Raw genomic sequence first — 17,546 nt, 5'->3', positions numbered from 1 at the left:
CAGATCGTGGAGAGAAGGCTTTTTGTAGCGTCATCAATCTGCCGCCCGCTGTGTCGCTGGTAAAGATAATCGTTGGCTTCAGTATTGCCAGAAAAGGAAAGCTGGATTATAATCAACATATGAACAATTGCTCATATGTTATTTCTGATGATAAATCGTTTAATAGGTATTAAAGGAGCGGATAATTATGACATCTACAAACCCTATATCTGACAGTGAAAAGACCCTTCACACTAATCACTCCACAACCCATGATCATGCAGAACACGCTCATCATGGGCATTCGCATCACGGTCATTCGCATCATCATGGCCATGGGCACAATCATTCTCATGCACATAATGCGAACAAAAAGGCGCTGGGCCTGGCTTTTTTCCTGATCGCTGCTTTTATGATCGTGGAAGTGATCGGGGGGATAGTGACGAACAGTCTGGCATTGCTGTCAGATGCAGGGCATATGTTCAGCGATGCGGCTGCACTCGGACTCAGCTTTGTCGCCATGGTATGGGGGCAACGTCAGGCCAGCGGTACCAAAACATATGGCTACAAGCGTTTTGAAGTACTCGCGGCATTTTTGAACGGAATTGCTCTGGTCGTTATTTCACTTTATATTTTCTGGGAGGCTTTCCAGCGTTTTAGTGAGCCGCAGAATATTATGAGCTCGGGAATGCTGACGATTGCTATTATTGGACTGATCGTTAATATACTGGCAGCCTATATCCTCATGAAAGGCGATACTTCCGAGAATTTGAATATCCGTAGTGCCTTTTTGCATGTTATCGGTGATCTGCTCGGTTCGGTAGGGGCGATTGTGGCCGCGCTGCTGATTATGTTCTTTGGCTGGACATTGGCGGATCCGATCGCGAGTATTATTGTCGCTGTACTTGTACTAATCAGCGCCTATCGGGTGACCCGGGATTCTGTGCATATTCTGATGGAGGGCACGCCTGTTCATATTCACACCGAAGAGATTACCCGTGAATTGGCCGGTATCCCGCATGTACAGGGTGTTCATGATCTGCATGTATGGTCGCTGTCATCGGATTTGCCACTGCTGAGCTGCCATCTGATTATCGATGATACCGCCAACGGCAGTCAGATCATGAAGTCGGCACGCGAGCTGATCCAGCAGCATTATGGAATCGGTCATATTACCATTCAGCTGGATACGCCAGATATGAAATGTGAGGGCAACAAGCATTAAAATAAATGCCAAAAAGGAAGTCTCCGAATAGAGACTTCCTTTTTTTGTATGGTCATATGGAGCAGGCTGCACAGGCACAGCGATTATTTATGGGTCAAATGCTGGTGGGTCTGTCTGAAAATCTCTTCTACATGATAATCATCCAGTGAATAAAAAACTGTTTTGCCGACTTTGCGTGGTTTGACGATACGCATATTGCGCAAATAACGGAGCTGGTGGGATACCGCCGACTGGGTCATATCGAGCACTTCACAAATATCATGGACACAAAGCTCTTTCTGAAGAAGAGCATAGATCAACCGGACGCGGGTAGGATCGCCCAGCGCTTTGAAAATTTCGGCCATCGACAGCGCCGTATCATTATTAATCAGTTCCTGCTTCATACGAGCAAGTGCCTGCTGTGAAGCTTCCGTAGCATCGTTGCAATGGCTGCATTCTTCTATAATGGCTTCCTGCTTCACGTTTTTCACCTTCCTCGCAAATCATATATTCTCATTATAGCAAAAATCGTTGCGATTACGAATAGTGGAAATAAAAAAGCGTAAATCAATAACATAAGAGATGACAACCTATAGACGAGAGTGTAAAAGTTTGACGATGCAGTATTTCTTTATTAATATATAAGCATATTATTATATAGTGATTAACGCTGATGACTCTGGATATGGCATTATAGAATATATATATGGATTGACCTATGGACTTTCCATAATAGGAGGGATCAAGTTGGAGATGGAGCTTCATTTTAACAAGCTGGATCAAATGACAGAGTTGGCGGAACAGATCAAGTTGCTGGGTGATCGGACAAGGTTGATTATGGTAGCGCTGCTCAAGGAACGAGAATGGTGTGTATGTGATTTCGTGGATATTTTTGAAATCTCGCAGCCCGGTATCAGCCAGCATATGCGCAAGCTGAAATCCCACAAAATCGTTAAAGAAGAACGCAGGGGGCAATGGGTCTATTATTCGCTCAATATTGCCGACAAGCCACATATTCAGGCCATACTCGATCATCTGCCCGGCAGTAACGAGATTCTGCGTATGCTGAATAAAACAGAATCAAGCTGCAGCAGCCCGGACAATGACCGCTGCTGCTAATATAGCTATATCCCTTTTAAAAAGTAGCAGACTTCGGCTAATTACGGGTACAGGTGAGGATAAAGTGATTCAATAGGTGGCTTGCCTGTTTAACATTACGAATATTGTTATGCTGATCATGTGGAGGAAGTTATTGTGCTTAATGTAATTCTGGCGATTGTTATTTTTGTCATTACTCTTGTTTTTGTAATCTGGCAGCCGCGAAATCTCTCGATCGGCTGGACAGCATGCGGAGGTGCTGCTCTGGCTTTACTAGCGGGTGTAGTGAATCTGCAGGATGTATGGGATGTGACGCAGATTGTATGGAACGCAACATTGACATTTGTTGCGATTATTCTAATCTCGCTTATTCTCGACAAGATCGGATTTTTCGAATGGGCGGCGCTACATATGGCCCGTATCTCTCACGGTAACGGGCTGCGCATGTTTATCTATGTGTCCCTGCTGGGAGCCGTAGTATCGGCTTTGTTTGCGAATGACGGGGCTGCACTGATTCTGACGCCGATTGTTCTGGCAATGGTGCGTGCGCTGAAGCTGAGTGACAAGCATATTCTGCCGTTTATTATGGCGAGCGGTTTTATTGCCGATACTACTTCATTGCCGCTGGTAGTCAGCAATCTGGTGAATATTGTCTCGGCAGACTATTTCCATATTACTTTTATGGAATATGCGGGCCGGATGATAGTACCGAATCTGTTTGCCCTCGGAGCCAGTATTCTGGTGCTGTACATCTTTTTCCGCAAAAGTATTCCAGGTACATTTGACGAGAGCAATCTCAAGCCTCCGGTAGATGCGATCAAGGATATCCGTATGTTCCGACTGTCCTGGTGGGTACTGGGATTGCTGTTGGTAGGTTATTTTGTTAGTGAATTTTTTGATATTCCGGTCTCGCTCGTCGCGGGAGTGATTGCTGTCTTTTTCCTGATTATGGCGAACCGCAGTGAAGCAGTGCCGACACGTGAAGTAGTCAAAGGTGCCCCTTGGGCAATTGTATTTTTCTCGATCGGGATGTATGTGGTAGTATATGGTCTGCGTAATGCAGGTTTGACCGACATATTGGCAGGCATGATTCAGGTGACCGCGGATCATGGGCTGTTCACGGCTACCATGGGCATGGGCTTTCTCTCTGCCATACTGTCTTCTGTCATGAACAATCTCCCGACAGTGCTAATCAATGCGCTGGCTATTCATGGGACTACCGCTGCAGGAGTGATCAAGGAAGGGCTGATCTATGCCAATGTCATCGGATCCGATCTGGGCCCGAAGATGACGCCGATTGGATCACTCGCCACATTGCTCTGGCTGCATGTGCTGAATGGCAAAGGAATTCGTATCTCCTGGGGAACGTATTTCAAAACAGGTATTATCCTGACTATTCCGACCCTGTTCCTGACGCTGCTGGGATTGTACCTGTGGCTGCTGTTGATTGCATAGATGTAACTATTGTCAAATGCACTTCCGAATGATAGTATAGTTCCAATATTAAATGCGATGATGAGAAGAGTAGAATAAATCACTTTTTGTACAGAGAGCTCCAGCCGCTGAAAAGGAGTCAAAAAGTCTTATTTGAAACAAGCCTCTGAGCAGCGGATCGGACCGGATCAACCGGGTATGGTACGACAGGCGCTCCTGTTACAGAGCTAGGGTATAACCGTCAACCGTCTGCTGATCAAAGCAGATTGGCATAGCGGCGTACCTGATAAGGCGGATATAGTGATATATTCGCAAACTGGGGTGGCACCGCGATCAGAATCTCGTCCCCAAGACTATATGTCTTGGAGGTGGGATTTTTTTGTTGTGTCTGTAATCTCGTTCGTACAAGGAATATCTCCGGTATAACGAGCGCAATAAACGAGAAGAAGGATCTGGCAGTTGTAACAGCCGAACCCATATCAAGGAGGTCACCCCATGACGATAATGAACGAGAATCACTCCCATTTTATTCATAAAGTAATTGAAGAAGATATTCGTAACCATGTGTATAGTCGCCCTATAGCGACCCGTTTTCCACCGGAGCCGAACGGTTATCTGCATATCGGCAGTGCTTTTGCGATTATTACCAATGCAGAGCTGGCCCGGCAGTATGAAGGAGTATTCAAGCTGCGGATGGACGATACCAATCCACTCAAGGAAAGTATGGAGTACGTACATTCGATTGTTGAAGATATAGAGTGGCTGGGCTATCGTCCGCAATTGCATTTTGGCTCCGATTATGCGGAATATTATTATGAAGCAGCAATTCGGCTAATCCGTAAAAACAAAGCCTATGTCTGTGATCTGACACCGGAAGAAATGACGCTGTACCGTGGCACCCTGACCGAACCCGGAATCAATAGTCCTTATCGCAATCGCTCTGTCGAAGAAAATCTGGCATTGCTGGCCGATATGCGCGCCGGTCAAAATGATGCCGGAACCCGGGTGCTGCGGGCAAAGATCGATATGGCCTCTCCGAATATGACTTTGCGGGACCCCGTATTGTACCGGATTATTCACGCCCCGCATTACCGTACAGGAACAGAGTGGTGTATATATCCGATGTATGATTTTGCCCATCCGATCCAGGATATGCTGGAGGGAATTACTCATTCACTCTGTTCGATCGAGTTCAAAGAACATCGGCCGCTGTATGAATGGGTACTGCATGAACTGGAAGTGAAGGAGCCACCCAAACAACGCGAGTTCGGACGGCTCAATATTACAGGAGTTGTAACAAGCAAACGGTATCTGCGCGAATTGGTAGAAGGAGGTTACGTCGACGGATGGGATGATCCGCGACTGCCTACACTGCAAGGAATGCGACGTCGGGGATATACACCAGAGAGTATTCATTCCTTTTTCAGAGAGATTGGAATGATTCGTACCAGCAGTACTGTGGACATGTCCATGCTAGAGCATACTATTCGTCAGAACCTGAAGCCAGGCACACGCAGCGCCATGGTCGTAATGGACCCGATCAAGGTAGTCATTACCAACTATCCTGCAAATAAAACCGAGTGGCTGACCATAGAGAACAATGCGGAGAATGAAGAAATGGGTACACGGGAGCTTCCGTTTACGAGAGAGCTCTGGATAGAGCGGGAAGACTTTATGGAGGAACCGATTCGTGGATTCCACCGTCTGTCTCCGGGAGTGGAAGTGCGACTGAAAGGAGCTTATTTTATTCGCTGTGAGCATATCGTTCACGATCCTTTTTCAGGAGAGATCGTGGAACTGCACTGCACGTATGATCCGGCGACACGAAGCGGCAGCGGCTTTACAGACCGCAAAGTCAAAGCAACGCTGCACTGGGTATCGGCTGCCCACGGTGTTTCTATAGAGGCGCATCTGTACTCTTCACTGCTCCGCGAACCAGATGCGGTGTCTACAGGGACGGTTGATTGGCAGGAACGCATCAATCCGGAATCCCTGATCCGCATGATAGGCTGTATAGCGGAACCATCACTTCTTCAAGCATCGGCAGGAGATCGTTTCCAGTTTATCCGACACGGTTATTTCTGTGTAGACTCTAACTATACAACGGCTGAGCGTCCTGTCTTCAACCGAATTGTATCTCTCAAAGATTTCTGGAAAGGCAATAAACGATAAAATTTACGCAGACAGAGCTGTATCTATACCTGTTCGTTTTAACATATCGTAAACGTTTTGAATTATCATAAACTGCGACAAAAAGCGCCCTTCGGATAGCCGAGCGGCGCTTTTTGTGATTCTAATTCTCCTCGTCCCTGATCGCCTGCTCAATCCCGAGCAAAATCAGTTTTAAGCCAAATTCAAAAGACTGATGGGTACCCATCACCTCATACCCTTTATTATTGAACATTCGGCGGAAAAGACCGGCTTCGTCTTCGCTCATGGAATCTAGGAGGGACAACATTTTGTCACCCGGCAGGGTCTCCCCATTATCGGAGATAGCTTCAACACTGCGCTGATGCTGGTAGTCATCCATTACAAAATAAAAAATGTAATTCACAAAAGTAGTCACTACCTGAAATTTCTGATCGGATCGCAGCGGGGTCGATTCTACGCAAAGCAGCATCCGGTTGGTAAAACGGATAATATCCGGTTCATTGGGCAGTGTTATCATCATAATCTGGGTCGAGCAGGGATAACGCATAAGCACGCGGCGTATAACCGCAGCGATCTCGGTCATCTGCTGCTTCCAGTCTCCATCTGAATCAAATTCTTCCAGAATCATTTTGCATACCTGATTGGCAAGCCGCTGATAAAGATCCTGTTTGCTTTTGAAATACCAGTACAGGGAAGGCGCTTGTATATTCAACCGGGTAGCCAGACGTCTTAGACTGAACTTTTCGATATCGTCTTCACCGAGAAGTTCCCAGGAAGCTTCCAAAATACGCTCTTCCGAAATCTGTGGTTGCTGTTTTTTCATCATATCCGTCCTTTTTATCTAACAGTGTAAGTTTATACTTTACAGCTTCATATTCGTATGATAACATCTAACACTGTAAGGCACAATCTAACACTGTTAGATAAAATTAAAAGAAAGTAGGAATAGAGATGGATGCTGAAAATCTCCATTATTTTGAGAAAGCTCCTGTTGCCAAAGCGATTGCCCATTTTGCTGTACCGATGATGCTGGGGATGTCAATGAGTGTGATTTATTCGATTTTAAATGCTTATTTTCTCGGTACTCTGCACAATACAGCCATGCTGACAGCGCTGGCGCTCACATTGCCTTTATTTGCGGCTCTAATGGCACTCGGCAATCTGATTGGCATAGGTAGCGGTACTTTTATTTCCCGTTTGCTGGGAGAAAAAAGATATGATGATGTCAAACATGTATCGTCGTTTGCTTTTTACAGCAGTCTGATACTGGGGTTGCTTGTTATCGCTGCCGGCTTGCCGCTGATTAACTCTATCGTTTACGGTCTTGGAGCAGCAGCAAGTTCATTCGAATTTACCAAGGATTATGTTACAGTGATGCTGATCGGTTCGCCTGTGATCGTGTTATGTTTTACACTGGAAAATATTGTTCGTTCCGAAGGATCGGCGATTACATCCATGATCGGCATGATTATTAGTGTGGTAGTCAATATTGTACTAGATGTACTGGTTATTTTTGTGTTCCATTGGGGAGTCACCGGCGTGGCGTCAGCTACAGTTGTCTCGAATCTGGCTGCAAATGTATTTTACGCAGTTCATATAGGCTGGAGAACCCGGTTTCTGACGCTTTCTATCCGCTGGTTCAAAGTAACCCGAGAAATCCTGGGCAATGTGCTCAAAATCGGTGTACCTGTATTTATCATGAGTCTGTTTTTGGGAGCGATGTCGCTTATATTCAATTTATTTCTGACTGAATATGGAGATCAGGCTGTAGCGGCTTATGGCATTTCATCGCGGCTGCTGCAATTTCCCGAGTTTATTCTGATGGGATTATGCGAAGGTGTAGTGCCACTCATTGCTTTCTCTTATGCGGCCAACAGATTGCGGATGAAGCAGACGATTACGTTTACGATTCAGGGTATTGTAATATTGGCTGTGGCATTTGGTGCTGTTGTGTATCTGGTATCCGGTCATCTGATTGGTCTGTTCACCAATGATCCATTATTGATCGAAATGGGAAGTTATATTTTGCATGTTACTTTCCTGTCGTTATTTATTACTGGAATTACGACACTGTTTACCGGGATTTTTCAGGCTACCGGCCAGGGAACAGCTGCTTTTGTGATGTCGATCATCCAGGGAGTTACACTGATTCCTGTATTGTATATCGCGAACCGGATTAATGGATTCCATGGTGTCGTCTGGTCTCTTGTCATTTCGGATATCGCTGCTTTTGTAGTGGGAGCCGCCATGCTGTATATACTACGAAACCGTCTGCAGCCCGATATGGAGCAGCTGGCCGAGTAGAATATGGATGATACTGGGGCTGCAGCAGAAAAGATGCTAAAATGATAGGGGAGAAAGTAGAGCGGACAGGAGGGCAGGCCATGAACAAGCAGGAACAGGTCATGACAGAATTCAGGGAATTATTTAACAAAATGGCTTGGCTGAACAAATACAAAATGGAACACAGTCTAGAGGGGTACAAGCCTTCGGAAGTGCATTGTATCGATTACATTGGCAAACATGCAGAGTGCAATGTCACACGGCTCGCCGAATCCCTGTATATGACCCGTGGTGCGATCAGCAAAATAACCAAAAAACTGATCGATCGGCAATTGATCCAGAGCTATCAAAAACAGGATAACAAAAAAGAGATTTATTTTAGACTGACTGACCAGGGAGAATCTGTATTTGCGATTCACGACAGGCTTCATCGTGAATTCCAGCAGCGTGATCAGATCGTGTTTGATCAGATTACCGATGAACAGTTTGACAGTATGCTGAGATTTATAGAAAAGTACAGTCAACATCTCGACCAGGAAATACAAAAGCAGGGCATTAGTATCAATTAAAGAATAAGCAAAAATAGTACCATCTACTATCAGTATAGTTATAAAGACAGCCTGTCTGCATGACAATAAGGCTGTTTTTTATATTTAAATTTTTGTTGACTAGGAAACAAAAATATTATATTGTTGACATGGAAACAATAATAGAAAGAAGGTTACTTCTATGTCAACGTCTTCTCCCCAATCATTCGGACTACCCAAAAAGACACTGGGTGCTGCCTGGGCGATAGCTCTTGGTGCGATTGCTCCGATGTTGGACTCGACCATGATCAATATTGCTATCGACCCGCTTAACCAGGCATTCCATACTACGCTGGCTATCGTTCAATGGGCAATTACCGGCTATATCCTGGCACTGGCAGTCGCTGTACCGATCTCGGGCTGGCTGATGAACCGCTATAATGGCAAACGAATCTTTATCGGAGCAGTCATCGCTTTTGGTCTTCTGTCGATTCTGACAGGGATTAGCTGGAACATTTCCATCTTTGTCTTTTTCAGGCTGCTTCAGGGATTCAGCGCGGGGATTATTACGGCACTCATGTCTGCACTCCTCGTCAAAACAGCAGGGCCTGATCATCTCGGAAAAGTAATAGCTATCGTCAGTACACCCATGATCCTGGGACCTATTCTGGGGCCGGTGATAGGAGGCATGATTATTCAGATCGCTTCCTGGCACTGGATTTTCTTTATCAATGTATTTATCCTCTGCATCGCTGTTCCTCTCATGATAAAATATATTCCCGATTTTGAACCTTTTGATAAAAACAGCCGTCTCGATATGCCGGGTATTATTCTGTTGTCTACAATTAGTGCCGTATTGATCTATGGTATTACCCAAGCTTCCGGATATGCTTCGTTTCATAATCGGGAGACACTGCTGTGGGTAGGGATTGGTCTGGTGCTAATCGCCGTCTATATGGCTTATGATCATATGCGGGGACATCAGACTGTATTGCCGATGAATCTGTTTGCTCACCGGAGCTTTGCCGCTTCCAGCGCAGGATTGTTTCTTGCCAATATGGCGATTATAGGTCCGATGCTGATCTTGCCGCTCTTTTTTCAAAGTTTCCGTCATTTTACAGCTATTGAATCGGCGCTTGCGCTTATACCGCAGGGAGTAGGAATGCTGATTACCCGGCCGCTGATCGGGACGATGATAGACCGTATAGGTGCCAAATATGTAGTGATAGTCAGTCTTGGGCTTGCGCTGATCGGCTCGGTACCGCTCGTATTTATTACAGATCAGACGAGTATGATCTGGATTGCTTTCTTGTTATTCATTCGTGGTACCAGTGTAGGAGGCATTATGCTGCCGCTGACCAGTGATGCTTATACCGGGCTCGACAGCAGACAGATCCCCGAAGCCAGTATCGGTATCAACATTATTGAGAATCTGGGTTCCAGCTTTGGCTCTGCCGTTATGGCTACGGTTGTCGCCAGCTCGATTTCCCCAATCCAGTCAGCAATGGATCATCCAGAAGGATATCAGGCCGGATTCCTGGTATCGGCTATTGTGCTGGCACTGATCTTTTTTCCCGGCCTGCTGCTTACCCATAAGAAGAATATTCATCACCGGAATAACGTTCAGGAATGAATGATTCAGTCTATTTCAGTCAGAAAGTAGTGCAGATCATCTACTTTTCGCCAGAAGACAGGGAAGCTTTGACTTTGCTCTATAGAGGAACTATAATGAACCTAACATATGAACAATTACTCATGTATTGTTATTGAGAGGGGAGATTATCCTTGGAGCATACTCAGGATAAAGTCGTCCGGCGTGAACTGATTCTCGATGGTTTGCACTGTGCCAACTGTGCAATGAAAATTGAGAACAATGTACAGAAAATTCAAGGTGTATCCGCCTGTTCAGTCAACTTTGTAAGCAAGACGCTAATGCTGGAGACGGCAAATGGATATGAAAAAGCGGTAGTGGATGAAGCGACTCGTACAGTTAACCGGATTGAGCCGCAGGTAACCGTACGATTGAAACAGCCTGCTGCTATATCTGACATGGCGCAGCAGACAACGTCAGATTCGGAGACAGAACAGAAGCCGGGATTATCCCGGCGTCAGATCATGATAACACGGCTGGTTGTAGGGGCAGGCCTGACAGCAGCCGGTCTGTGGGTGCCGCTGCCGGGTTGGGCGGAATTTACGATTTTTCTGGTCGCTTATCTGATTGCCGGCGCGGATATTGTATGGCAGGCAGTGCGTAATATACTGCGTGGACAGGTGTTTGATGAGTATTTCCTGATGTCGGTAGCGACGATTGGTGCTTTTGCCGTACAACAGTATCCCGAAGGTGTAGCGGTTATGCTCTTTTACCAGGTAGGAGAGATGTTCCAGGGAATGGCGGTAGACCGCTCACGGCGATCGATTACGGCGCTGATGGATATTCGTCCGGATTATGCCAATATACAGACAGAAGACGGCACTATACAGGTATCACCCGAAGCCGTACAAATCGGCGATCATATGATAATCAAACCTGGGGAAAAGGTACCGCTGGACGGAATTGTTATTGAAGGCTCCTCTATGCTGGATACTTCGGCACTCACAGGTGAATCGGTACCTCGCGAAGTGGCACCCGGCAAAGAAGTATTAGGCGGCTGTATTAATAAAAATGGGCTATTGACCGTCAAAGTCACCCGAATGTTCAGTGAATCTTCGGTAGCCAAAATTCTCGAACTGGTCGAAAATGCCAGCAGCAAAAAGGCACCGACAGAGAAATTTATTACACGGTTTGCCCGTTACTATACACCGGAAGTCGTTATTATTGCGGCAATGCTGGCTGTTGTTCCGCCGCTGCTGATCAGTGGTGCGACGTTTTCGGACTGGATATACCGAGCACTGATTTTCCTCGTCATCTCGTGTCCGTGTGCACTGGTCGTCTCGATCCCACTTGGATTTTTTGGAGGGATTGGTGCTGCTTCAAAAGCGGGAATCCTGATCAAAGGCAGTAACTATCTGGAAGCGCTGAATGATGTGCGCTATGTGGTATTTGACAAGACAGGTACACTGACCCACGGGACTTTTGCCGTTACTGCAATTTACCCTGCTAATGGGTATTCGGAGAATCAGCTGCTGGAGTTGGCTGCATATGCAGAGCTGCATTCCAATCATCCGATTGCCGAATCGATCCGTACCGCTTATCAAGGTAAGATTAATACGAATCGAGTGGGCCACTATGACGAAATTGCTGGTCATGGTATCCAGGCGGAATTGGATGGACAGCAGATTCTGGCCGGTAATGCACGATTGATGGAGCGCGAACATATTCATTATATAGAACCCCAAGCTCCAGGCACGGTGATTCATCTTGCCTGCGAGGGACAATATGCCGGTAGTATCGTGATCGCCGATACAATCAAAACAGATGCAGCTGCAGCTATTCAGCAGCTCAAGCAGCAGGGCATCCGCCGTACCATAATGCTGACTGGTGATAGCTGGACTGTCGGCGAGGCAGTTGGCAGACAGCTCGGAATCGATGAAGTGCATGCCGAATTGCTGCCGCAGCATAAAGTAGAAGAAATAGAAAAACTGGAGCAGCAGCGCGGCAAACGGGAAAAAACGATCTTTGTCGGCGATGGCATTAATGATACACCGGTACTTGCCCGCGCCGATATTGGCGTAGCGATGGGCGGACTCGGGTCGGATGCTGCGATTGAAGCTGCCGATATCGTGATTATGACGGATGAACCTTCCAAGCTGGCGACGGCTGTTCGTATTGCCAGACGTACCCGCCGTATTGTATGGCAGAATATCGTATTTGCATTGGGAGTCAAAGCGGTATTTCTTATTCTGGGCACATTCGGTATTGCTACCATGTGGGAAGCCGTATTTTCGGATGTAGGTGTTACTTTGCTTGCCGTACTGAACGCGACTCGTGTACTGCGTGCCGAGACACCAGCTACAGGCGGAACTTTACCGGAGAGTCAGCCAGCCTAGGATATAGTGAATACCTGTATAGTCAGCTGGTAAAAGAATATAGCAGAGCGATAATCGATCCTTGTCTGTCTAATGATCATTCGGAGTAGACCGGGGAAGCCTACCGCGATTCAATAGCTTGTTATACAGTTAAAACGATAAAACCGTATGCGTTACAAACGCTGCGGTTTTTTTGTTATCTATTGATAAAATAGGTATATAGTACCTAACAGATGACTTCAAATGGATAATAATGATGTGTAAATGCTTTTATGGTACATATTAACTAATTTTTCGACAAAATTTGTTCTATTTATAGGTCTATTGTGTTATTATACTGATAAAAGGGTAACTAAATACCTGAATAAATCAACGAAAAGAACTTGCCTATGAAGCAGACAGGTTTCTATTCAGTTGTTAATTTTTATAGGTGATTATGACAACGGTACGACACCATAAAACAATTACAGTCACACCAGAATAAGCAGCTGGTCAATCGGATAGAAGGAGAATAGATGATGAAGATCACAAGTTATGTTTTTGTTAATCAATACCTGGATGTACAGGACAATGAAGGCAATATGATGGTAGGACGTGTAGAAACAGTCGACGAGCAGGCGATTGTACTGGGCGATATTACCCGCAAAGAAAAGCTGGTTCTAAGCGAAATGATCAAACGGGATGTATTTGTCTTCTTTGTTGGTCATGACAAGCTGAAGTATCAGTTCCAGACCCGGATGGAGCGGATAGAGGGCGAGCCGCTCAAACTGAAGCTGCAGGCTCCTGATCCTGCTGATATTATCAAAATTCAAAATCGTGACTATTTGCGGATCAGCTCTTCCGTACGCTGTGATCTGAAAGTCGAACAGGAACCGGAGCAGCAACTGGAGATTTATACTCACGATATCAGCGGTGGCGGCTTGTCCTTTTATACCCGCACACCTGTAGAATATGATAAATACTCTGGTACCATGTATCTCTATAAAGGAGAAAATGAAATATCGCTGCCTTTCAAAGCGGATCTGGTATATATGAACGAACTGGATGCCGGACGTTACAAAGTAGCGCTTCAATATAGTGATATCAAGGAACAGCATCGCAATCATATTATCCGTTATGCAATCCAGGAACAAGTGCGGGTACGGAAATAGCCCCTGCGCCTATCGCTTCTGCAGCGGCATTAACTACATCGATAAGTACCGATAAAAAGTAGTTTCTATAGAGTAGCCTCAGAATGGCATCGAAGATATATATATAAAGATATAAATAAACAGCAAGCCTGGTCTCTAAGACCGGGCTTTTTGTTTGTTGTATCGGCGGTAGAACGATATACAGCACATATGGTAACAAATAAAGACCAGGATACAGTGTATTGTCCCGGGTCTATAGATAGGGGAACTGCATCTTATGTATCATAAATGCGTCAACCCCTTTATAAATGAACAAATTGCGACGATATTTGACAAAAGACAGGTAAATGATTTATGGTGTTAAAGGTTACAAAAATTTAATAAATGTTTCTGATGTCGTTGATTGGTTTAAATTATTCAGTTTGCACCGCGGGTCCTTACTATAAAGGGAATTTGTTTACATAGATAGAGAGCTCAGATTACCCCTGGACAGAGGTTGAAGCAACTCCGCAAGCACCGAAGGGAGAAGTATTTGTTTGAAGAAAATGATATTGTCTCTGCTGGCTGCCTCCATTATTTGCACAGCAAATCCAGCCGGCGCGTCTGCAAGTTCGTCAACATTCAAAAGTGAAATCAAAACAGAAGCCAGCAAGGTGATCGGTACTCCTTATGTACTTGGAGGAACAAGTACACGGGGATTTGATTGTTCCGGATTCACACGTTATGTATATAAGAAATTAAACAAGACTCTGCCGCGTACAGCCAGACAGCAGGCGAGGATCGGCAAGCCTGTAGCCAAAGGCAATCTGTCTGTAGGCGATCTTGTCTTTTTTAACACAATGGGAAGAGGAATCTCCCATGTCGCTATCTATATTGGTCATAACAAGATTATTCATGCAGCCAGCAGCAGTGGCGTAACGATCAGCAGTCTGTCACAATCCTATTATGCCAAACGCTATGTGACTGCCAGGCGGGTCGTAAAATAAATCAAGAACAAGCACCAACCTATTTATAATAGACGCTTTATAAACCAAAACGTGGAATTCATTTCTGTATGATGTACAGAGAATGGATTCCACGTTTTTGCATGAGATAGAGTAGTATATTTAATTTGTTATAAAAAGGTATATCCCTATCGTTATTTTTTAAATAAATAGATTATGCGAAGCCTGATCAGCCTGACCGAGATAGTAGCCCACTCCACCAATTTTGACATTATCGATCAGTTCTTCATGCTGAATCCCCATGACATCCATCGACATCTGGCAGGCGACCATTTCTACGTCGAGCGAAGTAGCAGTCTGGATCAGTTCCTCCAGGGAAGGTACGTTTTTGTGCTGCATGATGCCACGGATCATGCGCGGACCCATACCAAGCATATTCATACGGGAAAGCCGCAGCTGTCGACTGCTTCCAGGCATCATCGTACCGAACATGCGGCTGATCAGATTTTTGCTTACCGGAGCAGCTGGTGGTTTGCGCAGTACGCTGAGCCCCCAAAAAGTAAAGAACATCGTCACTTTGCGTCCGCTGGCAGCAGCACCGGTAGCAATAATAAAGGAGGCTATCGCTTTGTCGAGATCTCCACTAAAAACGACCATCGTACTCGCAGCTGGGCTGGAAGTCTCTGCAGACAGGGTGTTCCGAGGCGCTGGATGATGATCTTGGTCAGTGAAAACGGGTTGCTCGGACTTGCGCAGCAGCGCGGTAATTGTGCCTCCATGACCACGGCTGATCTCAAGCAGCGGCTGATGAGACATGGACGCCCAGGCTTGTATGTCTTCATAAAATCCCGGATCGGATGCGGTTACCCTTAGACTCTGACCATTCTGCAACGTATCCATTTGTTGCTTGACCTGAATAAGCGGGCCGGGACAGCTCAAGCCACACACATCCAGTTCGATCGGAGCAGAAGGAGTATTTGCATCGCCGGTAGAATGAAGAGCCGCAGCGGTAGCAGCAACAGGTTCACCAACAGACTGATAAGGATTAACCGATAATTCGGCAGTGGATGCAGAAGGCTGAACAACTGCTGTCTTGGGCTTAGATGAATGATGATCTACTGGTACGGACAGATGATCCTGGGAACTTTGAGCAGGAGGAGACAGAGTAGCAGCCGGGTACATCAGCTTATATGTCTTGTATCCGCCGCTCAGATTTTTCACCCGATAACCATGCTGTGCCAGAATCCGTGCCGCTGTATATCCGCGCAGTCCAACCTGGCAATAGACCCAGATTTCTCTGGAAATATCCAATTCGCCTATCCGTGCCCGCAGCTCATCGACAGGAACCGAGATGGAGCCGGGAATATGACCATTCTGATGTTCGATAGAAGTCCGCACGTCTACGAGTAGTGATTGCCCGGTATCTATAGAAGCAATATCGCCGTAGGTGAAAGTCTGTACATGACCATTTATAATATTCTGCGCAGCATAGCCTGCCATATTCACCGGGTCTTTGGCAGAAGAATAGGGTGGGGCATAACTGAGCTCCAGTTCGGTCAGATCATGGATTGTTCCACTTAGCCGGATCACTACCGCAATATCGTCTATCCGTTTGTCCACTCCCTCATAACCGACAGCCTGCGCACCGAGAATACGGCCTTCCGGCGTAAATAACAGCTTGATCGTGAGCGCAGTGGCACCAGGGTAATAAGAAGCATGAGAGCTGGGGTGTACAATCGTAGTCTGATACGGTACACCCAGCCGCTGCAGGGTTTTCTCATTACTGCCGGTAGTGGCACCGGTCAGACCGAATACTTTGATAATAGAAGTCCCTTGTGTTCCTTTGTAGGTAGAATCGAGTCCACCCAGTCGGTCAGCAATAATCCGGCCTTGCTTGTTTGCCGGACCGGCCAGGGGGATCGAGACAGGAAGCTGGTGAATATAGTCCTGTACCTCAATCGCATCGCCTGCTGCATGAATATGCGGCACACTGGTCTCCAGCTTGTTATTGACTATAATATGCCCGCGTGTACCGAGTTCAATCCCGCTGTCTGCGAGAAATCCGGTATCCGGTACTACACCGACAGCGAGAATCACCAGATCGGTTTGCAGTTCCTGACCGCTACCCAGCTGTACGATAATTCCTTGTGCAGCTTCCCGAAAAGCGATGACCCGCTGCGAAAATAACAGCTGTACACCATGCTGCTGCATTTCCTGTGCGAGAGAGGCAGCGATCTCCGGATCAAATGGAGTCAGCAGCTGAGGATTGCCCTCGATGAGCGTAACATCAAGACCTGCTTCTCGCAGATTCTCGGCCATCTCTACACCTATAAATCCACCGCCTATGACGATCGACGATTGTTTGTTAGACGAATTTATTTGCTTTTTGATCCGATCAATATCAGGAATATTACGTACCGTATGAATCAGGGGATGATCGACTCCGGGGATAGCTGGAATAACAGGCTTGGCTCCGGGAGAGAGGATCAGCTCATCATAGCTTTCGCTGTATTCTCCACGTTCAATACTGTTAATCTGAACTATCTTCCGCTCCGGATCTACCGATATTACTTCGCTATCGGTTCGTACATCAATCCCAAAGCGGTCCGCCATGCCGCTGGGAGTCTGTACAAGCAGCCGTTCCCGATCGGCAATAGCACCACCGATGTAATAAGGCAGTCCACAGTTGGCAAAAGAAATATAAGGCCCTTTTTCCAGCATAATAATTTCTGCATGTTCATCCAGCCGGCGGAGCCGGGCAGCAGCAGAAGCACCGCCAGCTACCCCGCCAACAATAAGAACCTTGCGTTTTTGAGTTTTGTTTTCCATA

The 17,546-nt window shown here is 46.2% G+C and carries 13 protein-coding genes and 1 other annotated feature; of the genes, 10 read left to right on the top strand and 3 right to left on the bottom strand.

The window, feature by feature from the left end; translation table 11 throughout:
* Nucleotides 1-187: 187 nt before the first annotated feature.
* Nucleotides 188-1,204: a cation diffusion facilitator family transporter gene (locus tag AR543_RS14920; protein WP_060535263.1), complete on the top strand. Its 1,017-nt coding sequence runs from the start codon at nt 188-190 to the stop codon at nt 1,202-1,204.
* An 83-nt stretch (nt 1,205-1,287) separates the two neighbouring features.
* On the opposite strand, the gene AR543_RS14915 is transcribed toward AR543_RS14920, so the two are convergent.
* Nucleotides 1,288-1,665 carry an ArsR/SmtB family transcription factor gene (locus AR543_RS14915; protein ID WP_087071275.1) on the bottom strand — a complete coding sequence of 126 codons (378 nt, stop codon included), beginning with the start codon at nt 1,663-1,665 and terminating at the stop codon, nt 1,288-1,290.
* A gap of 292 nt (nt 1,666-1,957) precedes the next feature.
* On the opposite strand from AR543_RS14915, the gene AR543_RS14910 reads away from it, so the two are divergent.
* The 3 genes from AR543_RS14910 (at nt 1,958) to AR543_RS14900 (ending at nt 5,887) form a co-directional block, all read left to right on the top strand.
* Nucleotides 1,958-2,302: an ArsR/SmtB family transcription factor gene (locus tag AR543_RS14910; protein WP_060536798.1), complete on the top strand. Its 345-nt coding sequence runs from the start codon at nt 1,958-1,960 to the stop codon at nt 2,300-2,302.
* Nucleotides 2,303-2,437: 135 nt separating this feature from the next.
* Nucleotides 2,438-3,736, top strand: a complete 1,299-nt coding sequence (locus AR543_RS14905) for an arsenic transporter (RefSeq protein WP_060535262.1) — start codon at nt 2,438-2,440, stop codon at nt 3,734-3,736.
* A gap of 48 nt (nt 3,737-3,784) precedes the next feature.
* Nucleotides 3,785-4,067: a binding site (T-box leader), on the top strand.
* A 143-nt stretch (nt 4,068-4,210) separates the two neighbouring features.
* Nucleotides 4,211-5,887 (top strand): glutamine--tRNA ligase/YqeY domain fusion protein, encoded by a 1,677-nt coding sequence (locus AR543_RS14900; protein WP_082472242.1) that lies wholly within the window; start codon nt 4,211-4,213, stop codon nt 5,885-5,887.
* Nucleotides 5,888-6,008: 121 nt separating this feature from the next.
* Here the strand turns inward: AR543_RS14900 and AR543_RS14895 are convergent, their stop codons facing one another.
* Nucleotides 6,009-6,689, bottom strand: coding sequence for a TetR/AcrR family transcriptional regulator (locus AR543_RS14895; RefSeq protein WP_060536796.1), 681 nt, complete (start codon nt 6,687-6,689; stop codon nt 6,009-6,011).
* A 128-nt stretch (nt 6,690-6,817) separates the two neighbouring features.
* Between AR543_RS14895 and AR543_RS14890 the strand changes: the two genes are divergently transcribed.
* From AR543_RS14890 to AR543_RS14865, 6 genes are all read left to right on the top strand, one after another.
* Nucleotides 6,818-8,170 carry an MATE family efflux transporter gene (locus tag AR543_RS14890; RefSeq protein ID WP_060535261.1) on the top strand — a complete coding sequence of 451 codons (1,353 nt, stop codon included), beginning with the start codon at nt 6,818-6,820 and terminating at the stop codon, nt 8,168-8,170.
* Nucleotides 8,171-8,250: 80 nt separating this feature from the next.
* On the top strand, nt 8,251-8,718 hold the full coding sequence (locus tag AR543_RS14885) for a MarR family transcriptional regulator (protein ID WP_060535260.1): 468 nt from the start codon (nt 8,251-8,253) through the stop codon (nt 8,716-8,718).
* A gap of 160 nt (nt 8,719-8,878) precedes the next feature.
* Entirely contained in the window at nt 8,879-10,309 is a 1,431-nt protein-coding gene (locus AR543_RS14880; protein WP_060535259.1) for a DHA2 family efflux MFS transporter permease subunit, read from the top strand.
* A 152-nt stretch (nt 10,310-10,461) separates the two neighbouring features.
* Nucleotides 10,462-12,663: a heavy metal translocating P-type ATPase gene (locus tag AR543_RS14875; RefSeq protein ID WP_060535258.1), complete on the top strand. Its 2,202-nt coding sequence runs from the start codon at nt 10,462-10,464 to the stop codon at nt 12,661-12,663.
* A gap of 494 nt (nt 12,664-13,157) precedes the next feature.
* On the top strand, nt 13,158-13,793 hold the full coding sequence (locus AR543_RS14870) for a flagellar brake protein (protein WP_082472241.1): 636 nt from the start codon (nt 13,158-13,160) through the stop codon (nt 13,791-13,793).
* Nucleotides 13,794-14,308: 515 nt separating this feature from the next.
* Nucleotides 14,309-14,758, top strand: coding sequence for a C40 family peptidase (locus AR543_RS14865; protein WP_060535256.1), 450 nt, complete (start codon nt 14,309-14,311; stop codon nt 14,756-14,758).
* 159 nt (nt 14,759-14,917) lie between these two features.
* On the opposite strand, the gene AR543_RS14860 is transcribed toward AR543_RS14865, so the two are convergent.
* Entirely contained in the window at nt 14,918-17,545 is a 2,628-nt protein-coding gene (locus tag AR543_RS14860) for an FAD-dependent oxidoreductase (protein ID WP_060535255.1), read from the bottom strand.
* Nucleotide 17,546: the final 1 nt, after the last annotated feature.

Source organism: Paenibacillus bovis (genome assembly GCF_001421015.2).
Lineage (GTDB): Bacteria > Bacillota > Bacilli > Paenibacillales > Paenibacillaceae > Saccharibacillus > Saccharibacillus bovis.
Note: the sequence above shows the minus strand (reverse complement) of the source record. Positions and strands in the feature narration are given on the sequence as shown.